The 15,131-nt window shown below is 43.2% G+C and carries 14 protein-coding genes; 6 read left to right on the top strand and 8 right to left on the bottom strand.

Going from position 1 to position 15,131, the window contains the following annotated elements:
* The first annotated feature begins 141 nt into the window (after positions 1–141).
* Positions 142–1,002, top strand: coding sequence for a Cof-type HAD-IIB family hydrolase (locus tag AAYR28_RS16700; protein ID WP_209304718.1), 861 nt, complete (start codon positions 142–144; stop codon positions 1,000–1,002).
* Between the two features lie 153 nt (positions 1,003–1,155).
* Complete coding sequence (locus AAYR28_RS16695) at positions 1,156–1,944, top strand: PAS domain-containing protein (protein ID WP_029706346.1); 789 nt, start codon at positions 1,156–1,158, stop codon at positions 1,942–1,944.
* A 70-nt stretch (positions 1,945–2,014) separates the two neighbouring features.
* Here the strand turns inward: AAYR28_RS16695 and AAYR28_RS16690 are convergent, their stop codons facing one another.
* Together AAYR28_RS16690 and AAYR28_RS16685 are read right to left on the bottom strand one after the other, a co-directional pair.
* Positions 2,015–4,792: a DEAD/DEAH box helicase gene (locus AAYR28_RS16690; protein ID WP_254001465.1), complete on the bottom strand. Its 2,778-nt coding sequence runs from the start codon at positions 4,790–4,792 to the stop codon at positions 2,015–2,017.
* Entirely contained in the window at positions 4,779–6,386 is a 1,608-nt protein-coding gene (locus tag AAYR28_RS16685; protein WP_267527865.1) for an SWIM zinc finger family protein, read from the bottom strand. The genes AAYR28_RS16690 and AAYR28_RS16685 overlap by 14 nt, the downstream gene beginning before the upstream one ends.
* A 186-nt stretch (positions 6,387–6,572) precedes the next feature.
* On the opposite strand from AAYR28_RS16685, the gene AAYR28_RS16680 reads away from it, so the two are divergent.
* Both AAYR28_RS16680 and AAYR28_RS16675 read left to right on the top strand, forming a co-directional pair.
* Positions 6,573–6,716, top strand: a complete 144-nt coding sequence (locus tag AAYR28_RS16680) for a hypothetical protein (RefSeq protein ID WP_003214884.1) — start codon at positions 6,573–6,575, stop codon at positions 6,714–6,716.
* A 116-nt stretch (positions 6,717–6,832) separates the two neighbouring features.
* A complete protein-coding gene (locus AAYR28_RS16675; RefSeq protein ID WP_267527864.1) occupies positions 6,833–8,152 on the top strand; it encodes a UDP-glucose dehydrogenase family protein in 1,320 nt (439 codons plus the stop codon).
* 33 nt (positions 8,153–8,185) lie between these two features.
* On the opposite strand, the gene AAYR28_RS16670 is transcribed toward AAYR28_RS16675, so the two are convergent.
* From AAYR28_RS16670 to alsS, 5 genes are all read right to left on the bottom strand, one after another.
* Positions 8,186–8,725, bottom strand: coding sequence for a chromate transporter (locus tag AAYR28_RS16670; protein WP_213018503.1), 540 nt, complete (start codon positions 8,723–8,725; stop codon positions 8,186–8,188).
* A complete protein-coding gene (locus AAYR28_RS16665; RefSeq protein WP_034281186.1) occupies positions 8,722–9,303 on the bottom strand; it encodes a chromate transporter in 582 nt (193 codons plus the stop codon). Before AAYR28_RS16665 ends, AAYR28_RS16670 begins: the two co-directional genes overlap by 4 nt.
* A 16-nt stretch (positions 9,304–9,319) precedes the next feature.
* Positions 9,320–9,796: an Lrp/AsnC family transcriptional regulator gene (locus AAYR28_RS16660; protein ID WP_024426311.1), complete on the bottom strand. Its 477-nt coding sequence runs from the start codon at positions 9,794–9,796 to the stop codon at positions 9,320–9,322.
* A gap of 152 nt (positions 9,797–9,948) precedes the next feature.
* Entirely contained in the window at positions 9,949–10,719 is a 771-nt protein-coding gene (gene budA / locus AAYR28_RS16655) for an acetolactate decarboxylase (protein WP_267527863.1), read from the bottom strand.
* A 35-nt stretch (positions 10,720–10,754) separates the two neighbouring features.
* Positions 10,755–12,455: an acetolactate synthase AlsS gene (gene alsS / locus AAYR28_RS16650; protein WP_081124939.1), complete on the bottom strand. Its 1,701-nt coding sequence runs from the start codon at positions 12,453–12,455 to the stop codon at positions 10,755–10,757.
* 150 nt (positions 12,456–12,605) lie between these two features.
* Here alsS and alsR point away from each other — a divergent pair, with 150 nt between their 5' ends.
* Both alsR and AAYR28_RS16640 read left to right on the top strand, forming a co-directional pair.
* Entirely contained in the window at positions 12,606–13,493 is an 888-nt protein-coding gene (alsR, locus tag AAYR28_RS16645; RefSeq protein WP_267527862.1) for an acetoin biosynthesis transcriptional regulator AlsR, read from the top strand.
* Positions 13,494–13,552: 59 nt separating this feature from the next.
* On the top strand, positions 13,553–14,170 hold the full coding sequence (locus AAYR28_RS16640; protein WP_034281182.1) for a flavin reductase family protein: 618 nt from the start codon (positions 13,553–13,555) through the stop codon (positions 14,168–14,170).
* 38 nt (positions 14,171–14,208) lie between these two features.
* Here the strand turns inward: AAYR28_RS16640 and rbsB are convergent, their stop codons facing one another.
* Positions 14,209–15,126, bottom strand: coding sequence for a ribose ABC transporter substrate-binding protein RbsB (gene rbsB, locus AAYR28_RS16635; RefSeq protein ID WP_034281181.1), 918 nt, complete (start codon positions 15,124–15,126; stop codon positions 14,209–14,211).
* Positions 15,127–15,131 lie beyond the last annotated feature (5 nt).

The raw sequence follows: 15,131 nt of genomic DNA, 5'->3' as shown, positions 1-15,131 counted from the left end.
TGCGTGGCCGGATACCCTTTTATTCACTGTTTAACCGATCAGCTCTTGCAAATAGTGGATACTCATTTCATAATGATGATGGATTTTGTTAACGGTATGTCGGTTGAAAATAAAGATAAAAAGGAGAGAACGATGACAAACATTCAATTAATCGCAACGGATTTAGATGGAACTTTATTGAACAGTGAACACAAAGTGAGTCAGGAAAACGAGCAGGCATTAAAGGAAGCAGCTGCGAATGGAATTGAGGTTGTCGTGTCAACAGGGAGAGCGTATTTTGATGTGAGGTCTATTTTTGACCAGCTTGGTATGAATACATGGGTGATTAGTGCCAATGGAGCTGTGATTCATGATCCAACTGGACAAGTGTACCATTCAGCTGCTTTACAAGAAGAAAAGGCTAAACACATATTGTCATGGCTTGAAGAACGTGATTATTATTATGAAGTCTTTACAAACGAAGCCATTTTCACACCAAATCGCGGCAGAGAGCTTCTTGCGATTGAAATGGACCGTTTAAAAAGTGCAAATCCAGAAACGGATCAAAATGTCTTAAAACAAGCGGCAGAAGTTCAATACAGCCAGTCGGGTTTTTCTTATATTGATACATATAAAGAATTGTTTCGTGAGGATCGAAAGCTTTCATTTTACAATATCTTAGGTTTTTCTTTTTTTCAAGACAGATTGAAAGCCGGATGGGATATGTTTGGTAATGATTCAGATTTAACATTGGTCAGTTCGGCTGATCATAACTTTGAAATTGGTTCAAAGGACGCGTCTAAAGGGCAGGCATTAACAAGGCTGGCAGAAAGACTAGGTATTCCTTTAAGTAGGGCAGCGGCTGTAGGAGACAGTTTAAATGATGAATCAATGCTTCGAGCTGCTGGTGTTGGGGTTGCAATGGGGAATGCGAGACAGGATATAAAAGAAATCGCTGATCACGTGACGTTATCAAATGATGAACACGGAGTCGCGCATATGATCCGGCACCTTTTGAAATAGATGAATCAGATGTCGTGGTATAAATCACATAGGATGAAGCGCATTCTACAAAAGAGGAATTCAGAACCACTTCTATTTACACATGATGTGGAACATCATATAATTTAATTATGAATATAACCCGCTTGTAAGGAAAATAAGGAGAGTAAACGAATGGCGCTGGAATCTTATAAGTCCGAAAATCTGCATTTAATCAAGGAAGCCTTGGACTATACTCAGGTTGGCCTGACGGTGACGGACCCGTCTTTACCTGATAATCCTTTAATATATGTGAACAAGGGCTTTTTAGATATGACAGGCTATCAAGAAACCGAAGTATTGGGGAGGAATTGTCGTTTCCTTCAGGGAGATGAAACTGAACAAATCGCTCTCAAGCAAATTAGAACAGCCATTGAGAACAAAGAGGCTGTCACGGTTCAGCTGAAAAATTATAAAAAATCTGGACAAATGTTTTGGAACGAGTTAAGTGTCGCTCCTCTTTGGATTGACGAAAAGGAAGGAAAACGTCTTTATTTCGTTGGTTTGCAAAAGGATGTCACGAAAGAGAAGGAACAGCAGGAGCTTCTTGAGCAATCAATTGATGAAGTGCTGAATATTTCTGTCCCAATCGTTCCGGTGAAAGATGGTATCTCTGTGTTACCGATCATTGGTACGTTAACAGCGCCTAGATTTGATAAGATCATTTCAACGGTCTCCACCTATATCTCTCAATCCAAGGATGATTATTTTATTGTCGATCTGTCCGGATTATTAGAAGTGGATTCATTTGTGGCAGATGCGATCTTTAAGCTGAACGATTTGATTTTAATGACAGGTACTGAACTCATTGTGACAGGAATTAAACCGAATCTTGCAATGAAGATGGGAGAAATGAGAGAGGACTTCCGTGAATTAAATACGTATATGAATGTGAAATCTGCATTGAAAAAACTGAACATTTAGCATACGTTTATATGAAATAAAAAAGAGGACTTTTCATTAGGCTTGAGAAAAGTCCTCTTTTTTGCTGTGATTAAGATGATTGAGCGGCGGCACTTAAGGTAAATAAGTCTTCTAGTTCGTTTGTCGATAGCTCTGTAATCCAGCTCTCGCTTTGGATAATTTGATCATTTAATGTTTGTTTTGTTTCGAGCATTTGATCGATTTTTTCCTCGATTGTGCCCGTTGTGATCATCTTATGGACGTGAACAAATCGTTTTTGTCCAATCCGATAAGCTCGGTCTGTCGCTTGGTTTTCCACAGCAGGATTCCACCATCTATCGTAGTGAATGACATGGTTTGCGGCGGTTAGGTTGAGTCCTGTTCCTCCTGCCTTTAAAGAGAGAATTAAGATATTGAATTCTTTCTTCTGAAAGCGGTCCACCATTTTGTCCCGCTCCTGTTTTGAGAGACTGCCATTTAAAAATTGGACTGGTTCTCCAAACATCTTTTCTGCCAGCTGCTTGATCATGTTGCCCATTTCAATATACTGCGTAAAGATGAGGCAGCTTTCTCCTTGCTCATGTATTGTTTTTAACAGCTCTGCGAGTTTATCCATTTTTAACGAACGTTTCAGCAGTTTCACATCTGTTCCCCGCTCTTTTAAATAGAGCGCAGGGTGATCACAAATCTGTTTGAGTCTGCCAAGCATACTTAAAATAATGGCTTTTCGCTGCATCCCTGTTAATGATGCCATGTGTTCAAATGTATCCTTCACGAGCTGTTCATATAAAGACGCCTGCTCAGCGGAGAGCGGAATGAATTCTTTTTCTTCGAGTTTCTCAGGCAAGTTTAGGGCAACCTCTTCATCTTGTTTTGTTCGTCTTAATAAAAATGGTTTGATCAGCTGCTGCAGCTGTTCAATTCTTTTTTCTTCACGGTCTTTTTCAATCGGAAGGACGAACTTTTTATGGAAGCTGGTCAGGCTGCCGAGATATCCTTTGTTTACGAAGTCGAATATGGACCAAAGCTCTGTCAAACGGTTTTCCATTGGTGTCCCGCTGAGGGCTATGTGATGCTGTCCTTTGAGCTGTCTAATCGCTCTCGATTGTTTCGTATGGGCGTTCTTGATATTTTGGGCTTCGTCTAAGCAAATGGTATTCCACTTTGCTGCCGTTAATTCATCACGATCAGAATGTGAGAGTCCATAAGACGTCAGAACAATATCTGTTGACTCGTATGCTTTTGTGAAGTCCTCTCCCTGTGGACGCGATGGGCCATAATGCAGGGCAACCTTCAAATGTGGTGCGAATGTTTCGAGCTCTCGCTGCCAGTTTCCTAAAACAGAGGTCGGTGCAATGATGAGAGACGGAGCGGCATTTTGCTCCTGCTCCTTCAAATACGTGAAATAAGCGATCATTTGAATCGTTTTTCCAAGACCCATATCATCTGCTAAACAAGCCCCAAATCCATGAGATCTTAAAAATAAAAGCCAGTTCACGCCATGCTGCTGATACGGACGCAGTGTGCCTTTAAAGGACTCACTCATTTCGTAGGAAGGCAGCTCGTGTGTATCATTTAATTGGTGGACAAGCCCTCTTAATTGCGATGAAAGTTCAAATTGAATATGGGCAAATGCTGAACTGTCTAGTAGCTCTGGAATCGATTCAGAGGATGCTTCTTGATCTGCCAGTTCGCGTGACAAAATATCAGACATGTGAAGTCCTTCATTTTCTGCACGCTCCATCCACTTTTTCATTTGCTGTATGAAGGTCGGGTCTATTTTGATCCATTGTCCTCGAATGTTGACAAGGCGGCGTTTACTTTGAACAAGCTCGTTGAACTCATCTTCTGTCAGTTCAATGCCGTTTGTAGCAAAGCGCCAATTAAAGTCCATTAATGCGTCCATTCCGACATGTGATTCGCCTCGAGGGGTAGAAGAAATCCTTGCTTTTAACATCATCGTGCTGTCTTTGACAATTTGCCACCATGATGGGAGCAGAATCTCAATGCCCATATTGACAAGTGTTTCACTTGCTTCAGATAGGAAGAGCCACGCTTCTTCTTCTGACATGAGTGTGGTGCCAGATGTGAAAGAAAGCCAAGGGACGATTTGACTGAATCGTTCCATCTCTCTTGAAATTTTATCTTGATATGGATGCCAAGACTTTTTCAATGAACGGATGCCTTCAAAAAAGTGAAGGTCGCTGTTTTTCTTATCCCGCAAAAACAATTCGATTTTCCAATCATCTCCGTCAAAATCCGGCTCGTTTAAGCGCAAGCCGACAGTGAACGGCGTCTCGTCATCAATCCAGCCAATCGTCTCCAGGAAATCCTGCTCATCTAGAAAATGTCCTTGGAAGGATGAGAGCGCAGGCGATTGTGCGGTCATGCGGTTCCATTTGTGCTGCAAGGCATCATCATATTGAATGTAATCCTGTACAGCAAGGGAGAACCAATCAGCCGTATAGCCATCTAATAGGCCTTCTTTATCTTTAAACCGAAGTTCGCCTTTTGTCCATGCCTCATAATCGGGAACGAAATCTTCGTCCTCGATAAATTCGTAAATGGTAGAGGCTGTCTTCATCAGTGGTTCCGTTTCATCCGTTAATGTCACATGACTAAACGTATTAAATGAATTTTTTCCTAGCAATTCAACGGTCATCCAAGGGCTTAACAGGAAGGCAGGAGTGCCAATAAAGCTGACATCTTCTAAGAATGTTCCGTAGAAAGAAGATTCGTGCCATTGGAAAAGCTGCCTCTTCGTTTCATTAAGCGGAACAGGGTGTCCGTCCTCTGCTTGCGCTGAAATGGTGAAAGAGAAATCTTCTGTTTGTTCTGCATGAATGACAATTTGTTTATGGCGTGTCATCAATCAATTTTCCTTTCTTCATTTCCTCTTGGAACGCACGCAGCCGTTTTGTTGAATCTTGCAGCTGCTTTACATACCTTTCCCAGATCGCGGTTTTTTTCGTTTTATGATAAAGCGTGCGCAGTTTCTTCAGCATTTTCACAGACTCTCGATAAGCACTTCGATTCTTTTGATCGAGAAGCAGTGAGATTTCACGGTGGTACGATGGAATGAGGGCTTCAGGCTCCTCTTTTGCAATCTGTTTGATGAGATCCTTCTCCAGTTCACTAATGGAGAAACCAACGAGGCTGTGAATCTCGATCCATTCCGCATAACGCTGCTGTGCATACAAGAGCTGACTGTATTCTGTAAACGCATAGGGCATACAGATTTGAAGGTAGCGTTCATATAAATGATGATCCTTCGTCTGCTTAAAGTATGCATCTAAATAAAAGAAGAAATCACTGACGGCTCCCCGCAGTTCTCTGTAGGAAAGGTCGAGCTGGCAATATTCCTCTAATATATAGGTGATTTCATGATACCAGAGCTTGAGCCGCTTCCAGTCCTTTCGGTTTGTGAGATCCTTCAGCCAATTAAGCACATTTGGCAGCATATCAGCATTGAGCAGCTGTAATTGCTGAAAGAGGCTTTCGTCTTCTTTCAGTAAATAGTCCATGTGCATCAGCCCGATGGTACGTTCAACCGTTTGTTCTTTCTTCTGGGCGTTCTTTAGTAATTCTGTTTCTTTTTTGACCCATTTCCCTCTATTTAATATGGTGCCCCAAATCTCCATAAAGACCGCTACTCGTTCATGCTGGAAAGGTCCATTGATTTGAAGAAGTGTGCGAACGGCAGTTGGTGTGTTTTCAAGAAACGGATCGAGGGAAAAGGAAAGGGCGTATGTCTTCAAATGATCCACTGAATCGAAAATGGTGTTCATGAGCTGTTCTACATATGGATTCATGGAATAAAAGTCCTTTTCGGCATCAAGGCGGCCGAGGTCGATGAGTTCATGGAGCCTAAGCCATACATCGATAGACGTATGAATCGCATACAAGCTCTTGAATTCAGGTGAAGCAGGTGCGTGTTTTTTTAGGATCGATAAATAGCCGTAATACAAATGCTGCGGTGTTTGCTGGTGCTTCGGTGTCCGTTTCAGCCAGAGGTTAAATTCCTCTTGGAAAAAATTCAGCCAGCTTTGGAGTGATTGTTCGTCTGGGCGCTTCACTTGGAAGTGCTGGCGAATCAGTTCTTTGCTGCGCTGTAATTCATCCTTTTCTGACCAATTTTCTGTAAATCCGGTCACACTCTCTACTTGAGCGTATAGCGAAAAGAAGACAGCAAGAATGTGTTTGCAAAGTCCATCTGCTGGACAAGTGCATCTACTGATGATTGGTAACAATAGTTGCAGATTAACCTTTGCTGCCACGACGTCATGTACATAAGCTGACCATTCAGTATCAGACTCTTGCTTGAGCCGATATACGCTGTCCTGTCTATAAGTAATCAATGCTTTTTTGATGAGTTGTTTGTTCTCATCTGTTGCAGGAAGAAGTTCTTTGATCTGTTCGGCAGTTTGTTTGATTTCTTCTTCGTTGAAGTTGTGCTGAAGCATTTGATCCGCTCCTAACCAAGTAAAAGATTCCAATTCTTTTATTATAGCTCAATGGGGATTCATAAAAAAGTTTTTCATGAAAATGGTCATAAATTTCAAAAGCTGTCGAATGATGTAATAGAGTATTGCATAAACCAACCTTACAGCATATAATAATGAAATTAGTGGAATTGAAAGGATACAGACATGGATAATAAGGGTTTAAATCAAGAAGAATTTTTAAAGATTTTGATGTACGCTCATGATATTGGTGAAAATTCAAATGATGTCACAACAAAAGAAATGCTTGAAAATCTGATTGCTCATATTCGAAATGGTCTTGTTTCATAAAAGTGACCCCCTGCTAGTGATGGCAGGGGGTTTTTGTATGCTTTTAAGAATGGAATGAAAGCTCCCGGCATACGATGTCATTACAAGCATAAGGAGTATGGGGAGCTGATGGTGTCATGAATATTGCGATTGCAGGCTGTGGGTATGTGGGGCTTGTGACAGGTGTGTGTTTAGCGGAGGCAGGACATGATGTCACGTGTATTGATATTGACCGCCGAAAGGTCATGCAGCTGAAACAGGGAAATCCCCCAATGTATGAGCCAGGGTTAAAAGAGCTATTGAAACGCAATCTTGAGCAGGGACGAATTCATTTTCACATAAATGGAGCGGAAGTCTACCCGCGGGCAGATGTGTTAATGATTGCAGTCGGCACCCCGCAGCAGGCAGATGGCCAAGCTGATTTACAGTATGTGTTTCAGGCTGCAAAAGAGATGGGGATAAAAGCAAAGTCAGGGGCGATCCTTGTGGTGAAAAGTACGGTGCCTGTTGGAACTGGTGATCAAATCGATCAGTTGATCCATCAAGAATTAGGACGGAAGGAGCCGCTAGCGATTGCATCTAACCCAGAATTTTTACGGGAAGGCTCTGCCATTTCAGATACATTGAGGGCGGACCGGCTTGTGATTGGAGCTGAAACAAAAGTCGTATTAGATCAGCTGGAGGAGATGTATGCTGATTTCCACCTTCCAATGGTCAAAACAGACCGTAAAAGTGCTGAAATGATCAAGTATGCATCAAATGCATTTCTTGCGACAAAAATCAGCTTTATGAATGAGATTGCCTCCATTTGTGAAAAAACAGGAGCTGATGTTGAATGGGTGGCACAGGGAATGGGGCTTGATCAGCGGATCGGTTCTTCCTTTCTTAGAGCGGGCATTGGCTATGGAGGTTCTTGTTTTCCAAAGGATACAAATGCACTTGTCCAAATTGCAGGGCATGTGTCCCATGATTTTGAACTATTAAAGGCTGTGATCAAAGTAAATAATGAGCAGCGGGCAGGTTTTATCCGAAATATTCAGGAGCGGCTGGGGGCAGCTCTTGAAGGGAAGCGAATTGCGCTTCTTGGTCTGTCCTTTAAACCGAATACAGACGATATGAGGGAGGCGCCGTCTATTCCGATCGCTCATGAGCTCCATCAATTAGGTGCGGAGCTTGTGGCGTATGATCCTGTTGCTGCCCGGCGTGCAGCTCGCGAGCTGCCGGATCAAGTCTTATTCGCTCAAACGATTGAAGAAGCGATCAAGGATGCCGATGCGGTCTGTCTATTAACAGAGTGGGCGGATATTCAGTCGTTTCCACTCGCGTCCTATAAGAAATGGATGAAGTGTCCGCTTATTTTCGATGGTCGAAACTGTCATACACTTGAAGCGGCAGAACAAGCAGGGATCGAGTATCATTCGATTGGGCGCAGATCAGTTTCGCCAATTTATATGTAAAAGAAAACCGATAACAGTGAATGTTATCGGTTTTTATGAATGCGGCAGAATGAATCCGCCATATAAAAATGCAGCCACAATAAGAAAGGCAGGGTGCAGCTTGAATTTGGTCATCAAGAAAAAGGAGATCGCGGCAATGGCGAGCGATTGCGTCCAGCCGATGGCTTTCACTGCATCTCCGCCAATTTCCCATGTTAATAAAAGCATCATCATCGCAATGACAGGCTGAACGGATAAGGTCATGCCTTTAACGACGGGAGATTGACGAAAGCGGTCAATCAGCTTGAGCAATAAAATCAGCCCAACAGCAGACGGCAGTACAGTGGCAAGCAGTGCCACGATAAAGCCTGGCCAGCCCATGACGTCATAACCGACATATGCTGCAATCTTCGTAGCGATTGGCCCCGGCAGTGCATTGGCTAAAGCCAGCATATTGGAGAATCCTTCGTTCGTCATCCAATGAAAATGATTGACGATTTCTTCATAATTGAGCGGGATTGATGCAGGACCACCGCCATATCCTAATAGATTGGATAAAAAGAATGCCCAGAATAAAAAGAGAATCAGGATCATGAAGACACTCCTTTCTCTTTATTTGGCCGATTCCAATGATTTTTCAGTTTAAAATGAAAAGCGCCATAAAATAAAAAGATCATCACGATGATTCCTGGATGAATGGACAGCACTTGCAGTCCAATAAAGGCAAGAAGGAATAGAGCGATCCCGAAGATCATGCCGAATCCTTTCAGCGTTTTTTGTCCAAATTCATATGCCATGAGGCCTAACAGAACCGCTATGACAGGGGTCACAGCGCCAATCATATTTTGAATGATTTGTGAGGAGCTTAAGACGCTGACAAGTGTGACAAGGGCTACCATGGCGAGACAAGTAGGTAAAATATGAGCAGCTGTGGCAACAATTGCGCCAGATACACCCTTTAATCGATAGCCGAGGTATGCTGACATTTTTGTTGCGATCGGGCCTGGTAAGGCATTGGCGATGGCGAGTGTTTCTCCGAATTCGTCATCGTTGATCCATTGATATTTCACCACCGCTTCATGGCGAATAAGCGGTATGACGGAAGGGCCTCCGCCAAAACCGAGAATCCCGGTTCGCACCATAGCGATAATGAGTTCGATATATGATTGCAAGTGGTTCAACTCCTGTCTACAATTTCATGCCCATGCGGCTTTTGTATCGTTTAATGAGCATTTGGCAGTCCACACTGACGACGCCTTCTAAGGGGTATAGCTTTTTTGTCAGGAAAGTCTCCATTTCCTGTTCATGTTGAAAAATGCCATGCATATGCAGCTTGCTTGGTCCTGTCATGTGATAAAGACTTGTGACAGCCGTTTCTTTTTCAAGCTGAAGGGCAACCGCTTCTAAAAATTTTGGCTCTACCTCTACATTAAAGAAGACAGAGACATGAATGCCAACCTTCGCGGGGTTAATTACAGCGGTGAATCGTTCAATGACCCCTGCTTCAATGAGCTGCTGAATGCGGGCTTGTACGGCTACACGTGACAGACCGACCTGTTTGCCGAGATCTGTATAAGACATGCGCCCGTCCTCGTGTAATAGGGATAGAATTTGTTTATCTCTTTCGTCTAATGTTAGGTTTGGAATGCTATAGTCTTTTGACACCGTATAACCACCTTTCTTCTGTTGATATTCTATCATATTTTATTACGAATAGACTGGATAATTTCTATTTTGCTATCGAAACGAAAACATCACGTGCAAGAAATCATCTTTGTGCATAAAAAAACACCCCGGAATCAACGGGGTGTCTTCATTTATTGATCTGGGCTGCTTTCTGCACTGGCAATTTGCTGTGCAAGATCAGCTCGATCAATGTCTGCTTGGAAGAATTCCTGCGTATTTGGCAGGTGTAAATTCATATGGCGTTTTTGAGAAATGCGGATGGTGACTTGATCAACGGTGTAATCAAATACGTGTCCGCCAACACTTCGATCTTCATCAATAAAATGAAGATGATATCCACTCACCGCAATGCCGTGTGCGTACTGCGGTGTACGGAAGCCTGCGATCGTACCTTGAATATCCTCAAAGTCGAAAATAGGCTGAGACTTGACTGCTTCTACCATCGGAACGTAAGGCTTTTCCTGTTTTTCAACCGTACGTGTTTGAACCTCTTTGAATGATCCATCAATGCGGACCGCATAAAAGATATTCTTACTTGGTAAAATGCGGTCGATTTCTTCTTCAAGTTCTTTGGACGTCATAGGTGCATCAATTCGATGAACGATATCTGTTTCAAAGAATGCTAGAGAGCAGAATGGTGAATAATCTTGATTGGTGACCGGTGTCGCTGTTCCATCCGAGCGCAGCCGGTAGAATGCGCCGTCAAAGCCGATCAGTTCTCCATCTAATTGATTGAATGTACCGATGCCAAAATCACCGTGTTCAGGAATATGTGCGAGGGAGAAATCTCCATCATATACGGCTTCCAGCAGGGAGGTCATTGTCGATACTTGATAGACCTCTTGCTGTTTGTCATGCTGTCTTGTGTCATTCTGTTGATTCATTGGGTGCATCATACCCATAACCGTTCACTCCTTTAATGTAATGTATCGAAGTCTTATCTGACGTTCATTGCATGTTTTTTGCGAAAGACTTCTGGCCATTTTTGACTGGCGAGGTCAGGGTTGTCTTGATAGTCAATCGGAATATCAATAATCACGGGTCCTTCTATGTTTATACCCTTTTGAAGGACGGTTGAAAGCTCCTCAGGTGAGTTGACCCTTAGTCCAGTCGCTCCAAAGCTTTCTGCATATTTCACTAAATCGATCTGCCCGAATTCAACGCAGGATGTGCGGTCATATTTCATTTCCTGCTGGAACGCGACCATGTCGTATGTGCTGTCGTTCCAAACAAGGTGAACGAGGTTTGTTTTCTTCCGGACTGCTGTTTCTAACTCCATTGCGGAGAAGAGAAAACCGCCATCACCTGAGACCGAGATAATCTTTTCATCTGGATTCATGATAGAAGCCGCAATTGCCCATGGTAATGCGACGCCTAATGTTTGCATGCCGTTACTCACCAGGAATGAGTTCGGTTCATAGACGCGGAAGTGACGGGACATCCAAATCGCGTGAGATCCGATATCACACGTGACCTTCGTGTCATCAGGAATCAGACGTCTCAATGTATGAATGACATCCAGTGGGTGAGATCGATGACTTTCTCTTTCTGGTGTCTTTTCGATGTCGCTTAATAGCTCCTGTAATTCAGTGACTAATTCTATGTTCTCTTTGCTTAAAGAAAGGGGAACACTGTCATGCGCGAGATGTTTGACGGTTTCAGAAATATTGCCTATAAGCTCAAGCGCTGGCTCATAAAAATGGTCAATATCTGCCTGCATATCATCAACATGGATGATCTGACGCTGCTGCGGCTGAAGATTCCAATGCTTCGGATCATATTCAATTGGATCAAAGCCAATGGTCAAAAGGACATCTGCATGTTCAATGAGAAGATCACCCGGCTGATTACGGAATAAGCCGATTCTGCCTACATATTGAGACTCGAGCTCTCTTGAGAGAACGCCGGCTCCTTGGTACGTTTCAACAAATGGGATACCAAGTGTTTTTAATAATGCTCTTGTGGCATTTGCAGCAGCTGGACGACTAGCTTTCATTCCCACAATCGCAATAGGTAAGTGTGCATTTTGAATTTTGGCGATAGCCGAACTGATGAGAGCATCTGGTGCAGGACCTAATTCTGGAGAAGGGTGAGCAGACACTGGTGTTTGTGTGGTGTGTTCTGTCACGACATCTTGTGGAAAGCTGATAAATGCTGCTCCAGCCTGCCCTTTTTGTGCCGCGCGAAAAGCATTTGTTAATGCTTCTGGTATATTGTTTACGTCTTGTACTTCAACGCTATATTTTGTGACTGGTTTGAATAATGCCGCATTGTCGAGTGATTGATGTGTTCGTTTCAGACGATCTGCACGAATGACGTTTCCAGCGATTGCGACAACAGGATCACCTTCTGTATTGGCTGTTAATAGACCTGTTGCTAAATTAGATGCACCAGGACCTGATGTGACGAGACAAACACCTGGTTTGCCAGTTAAACGTCCGACAGCAGCTGCCATAAATGCTGCATTTTGTTCGTGTCTGCATAGGACAAGCTCTGGACCTCTGTCTTTTAATACATCAAATACAGCGTCAATTTTTGCACCTGGAATCGCAAAAACATGGGTCACACCTTGAGCAATCAGCGTATCAACAATCAACTCTGCTCCTCGTCTTGTTAGGGGTTGTGCTTGAGATTTCATTTACCCCGCACTCCTTTCGGCAAGTAAAATTTTTTATGAAAATATATTTTCATGATATGATTTACTATACATTTCATAAAATAAATTTTCCAATATATGTTTAACGTGGTTTTGATATGTTTCACGAATAAGTGTGTGAGGAGTGAAAGGATGGAACTGAGACATTTGCAGTATTTTGTCACAGTAGCGGAGGAGCTGCATTTTGGCAGAGCAGCCGCGCGGTTGAATATGACACAGCCTCCACTTAGTCAGCAAATTAAGCAGTTTGAGGAAGAATTAGGTTTTCCTTTATTTCACCGGTCGAAGCGGGTGGTGGAGCTAACAGCAGCTGGAAAGGTCTTTTTACATGAGGTTCGGGGAGTGCTGCAGCAGCTTGATAAAGCCGTTGATCATGCACGTCATACAGCAAGAGGAGAGCTGGGGAAAATCATCATAGGCTTTGTTGGAACGGCGACATATGATATTCTGCCGCCCGTTGTACGTGAATTCAGAGAGCTGTATCCCTCTGTCAGTATTGAGCTGCAGCAGCTTTCCGTTCCGCAGCAGCTAGAGGCACTTTTAAATGGTGAGATTGATATCGGTTTTTTACACCCTACATCGCCGCATGAAGAATTAGTCAGTCGTTTGATGAAGCAGAGTGAATGTATTTTTGCGATTCCAAAAAATCATCGATTGGCTAAAAAAGAGACGGTCGCGATTGAAGATATCCGTCATGAACCGATTATTTCTTTATCACAGGAATCATGGCCGTCTCTTTATCAGCACTTTGTCCTGCTATGTGAAAAGTACGGATTTTCTCCAAATATCGTGCAGGAAGCAGCGGAATATCAAATGATCATTGGCCTTGTTACAGCAGGGATCGGTATTGCAGTGATTCCACAATCAGCCCGGCGTTTATTTAATCTGGATGTTGTATATCGGGCCATTGAGGATGAACAGCTTCTGGCGGAATGGACGATTTCCTATAGACGTGAAAATCATAATCCTGCTTTATTTCATCTGGTCCACCATATCCTGCATCGCACCGAGCTGGAATAAGAGGTAGAGAGAAAGGGTTATGGTATGATGTCGTTACATTAAAAGGAGGCGTACCTGAATTGATTACATTGCTACTGGATCAGCTGTCACGAAAAGAGGCATATAAATTATTATCTGGATCTATCGTTCCAAGGCCGATTGCGTTTATTACAAGTCTATCTAAAGAAAATGTCGTCAATGCCGCACCATTTAGTTTCTTTAATGTCATCAGCGGACACCCGCCGCTCATTGCGGTTTCTATCGGACGACGTGATGGTCAGATGAAAGATACTGCGCAGCATATCATCGATAAGAAAGAGTTTGTGGTTCATGTGAGTGATGAAGACATGATAGAAGATATTAATGAAACAGCTGCTACTCTGCCTAGGGAAGAGAGTGAGCTGGATCGTACCGGACTTCATCAAGTAGAGAGTCATGTCATTTCGGTGCCGGGGATCAAGGAAGCACGCATTCGTTTTGAATGTCAGCTGGAAAAACATCTGACCTTTCAAAATGATGAAGGGGAGATCACAGTTGATCATATCATTGGCCGGGTTGTATGTGCACATTTAGATGAGGCTGTTTATGATGCAGAAAAAGGCTATGTTTCTACTAATGAACTGAAACCAGTCGCTCGCCTAGCAGGTAATGATTATGCCCATTTAGGCACGTCATTTGTGCTGAAAAGACCACAGTAATAGAAAAATACCCCCGAGGGATATCGGGGGTTTTCTGTTTATTTCTTCTGTTCTAGTTTGAGTGGAGCTGCGATGTTCTTTTGTACTTTTTTCCCTTTTAATACGTCGTTTGCAGCACCGACTGCCAGTTGACCGATCAGCTCTGGCTGCTGCGCAACCGTTGCAGAGAGCTTTCCTGCTTTGATCGAGCTGAGTGCATCTTCGTTGCCGTCAAAGCCAACGACAAGAATGTCTTTCCCAGAGCTTTGAATCGCTTCTAGTGCGCCGAGAGCCATTTCATCATTGTGGGCAAAAACGGCTTTGATGTCAGGGTTTCCTTGAAGAAGGTTTTCCATGACATTCAGTCCTTTTGTCCGGTCGAAGTCAGCAGCTTGTTTTGCTGTCACTTTTAGATCTTTATCTGCTATTTGATGGAATCCTTTTCCACGCTCACGTGTAGCGGAAGCGCCTGGTACGCCTTCTAATTCAGCGACTTTTGCTCCTTTGCCAACCTTGTCAATGATAAATTTAGCTGCCATTTCACCGCCTTTGACGTTATCTGAGGCGACAAGTGCTTCTACCTTTCCACTTTCGGCTGAGCGGTCTAATGTGATGACAGGTATATCTGAAGCGTTTGCTGATTCGACAGCGGTTGATATGGCAGATGAATCCGCTGGGTTGATGAGCAATGCGTCGACACCTTGCTGAATTAAATCTTCTACATCACTTGTTTGTTTAGCAGAATCATTTTGTGCATCTGCAATCACGACTTCAATGCCAAGCTTTTTTGCTTCTTTTGTCACACCGTTTTTCAGAGAAACGAAGAATGGGTTATTTAATGTCGAGATCGACAGACCGATTTTGATGTCCTTTTTCTTGCCATCCTTAGATGACTTGGCCCACTCCGGCGGTTCAAGCGAGCAGGCAGAAAGCAGAAACAAAGAGAGAGTCAGGATGAGAATAAGATATTTTTTCATAGCAG

This window comes from Bacillus safensis (assembly GCF_039619585.1).
In the GTDB taxonomy this organism is placed as follows: domain Bacteria; phylum Bacillota; class Bacilli; order Bacillales; family Bacillaceae; genus Bacillus; species Bacillus safensis.
Note: the sequence above shows the minus strand (reverse complement) of the source record. Positions and strands in the feature narration are given on the sequence as shown.

Excerpts from the sequence above, each read along its gene's own strand:
- rbsB (WP_034281181.1), bottom strand. The coding sequence starts at position 15,126 with ATGAAAAAATATCTTATTCTCATCCTGACTCTCTCTTTGTTTCTGCTT.
- AAYR28_RS16675 (WP_267527864.1), top strand. The coding sequence starts at position 6,833 with ATGAATATTGCGATTGCAGGCTGTGGGTATGTGGGGCTTGTGACAGGT.
- AAYR28_RS16670 (WP_213018503.1), bottom strand. The coding sequence starts at position 8,725 with ATGATCCTGATTCTCTTTTTATTCTGGGCATTCTTTTTATCCAATCTA.
- AAYR28_RS16685 (WP_267527865.1), bottom strand. The coding sequence starts at position 6,386 with ATGCTTCAGCACAACTTCAACGAAGAAGAAATCAAACAAACTGCCGAA.
- budA (WP_267527863.1), bottom strand. The coding sequence starts at position 10,719 with ATGGGTATGATGCACCCAATGAATCAACAGAATGACACAAGACAGCAT.
- alsS (WP_081124939.1), bottom strand. The coding sequence starts at position 12,455 with ATGAAATCTCAAGCACAACCCCTAACAAGACGAGGAGCAGAGTTGATT.
- AAYR28_RS16695 (WP_029706346.1), top strand. The coding sequence starts at position 1,156 with ATGGCGCTGGAATCTTATAAGTCCGAAAATCTGCATTTAATCAAGGAA.
- alsR (WP_267527862.1), top strand. The coding sequence starts at position 12,606 with ATGGAACTGAGACATTTGCAGTATTTTGTCACAGTAGCGGAGGAGCTG.
- AAYR28_RS16680 (WP_003214884.1), top strand. The coding sequence starts at position 6,573 with ATGGATAATAAGGGTTTAAATCAAGAAGAATTTTTAAAGATTTTGATG.
- AAYR28_RS16690 (WP_254001465.1), bottom strand. The coding sequence starts at position 4,792 with ATGACACGCCATAAACAAATTGTCATTCATGCAGAACAAACAGAAGAT.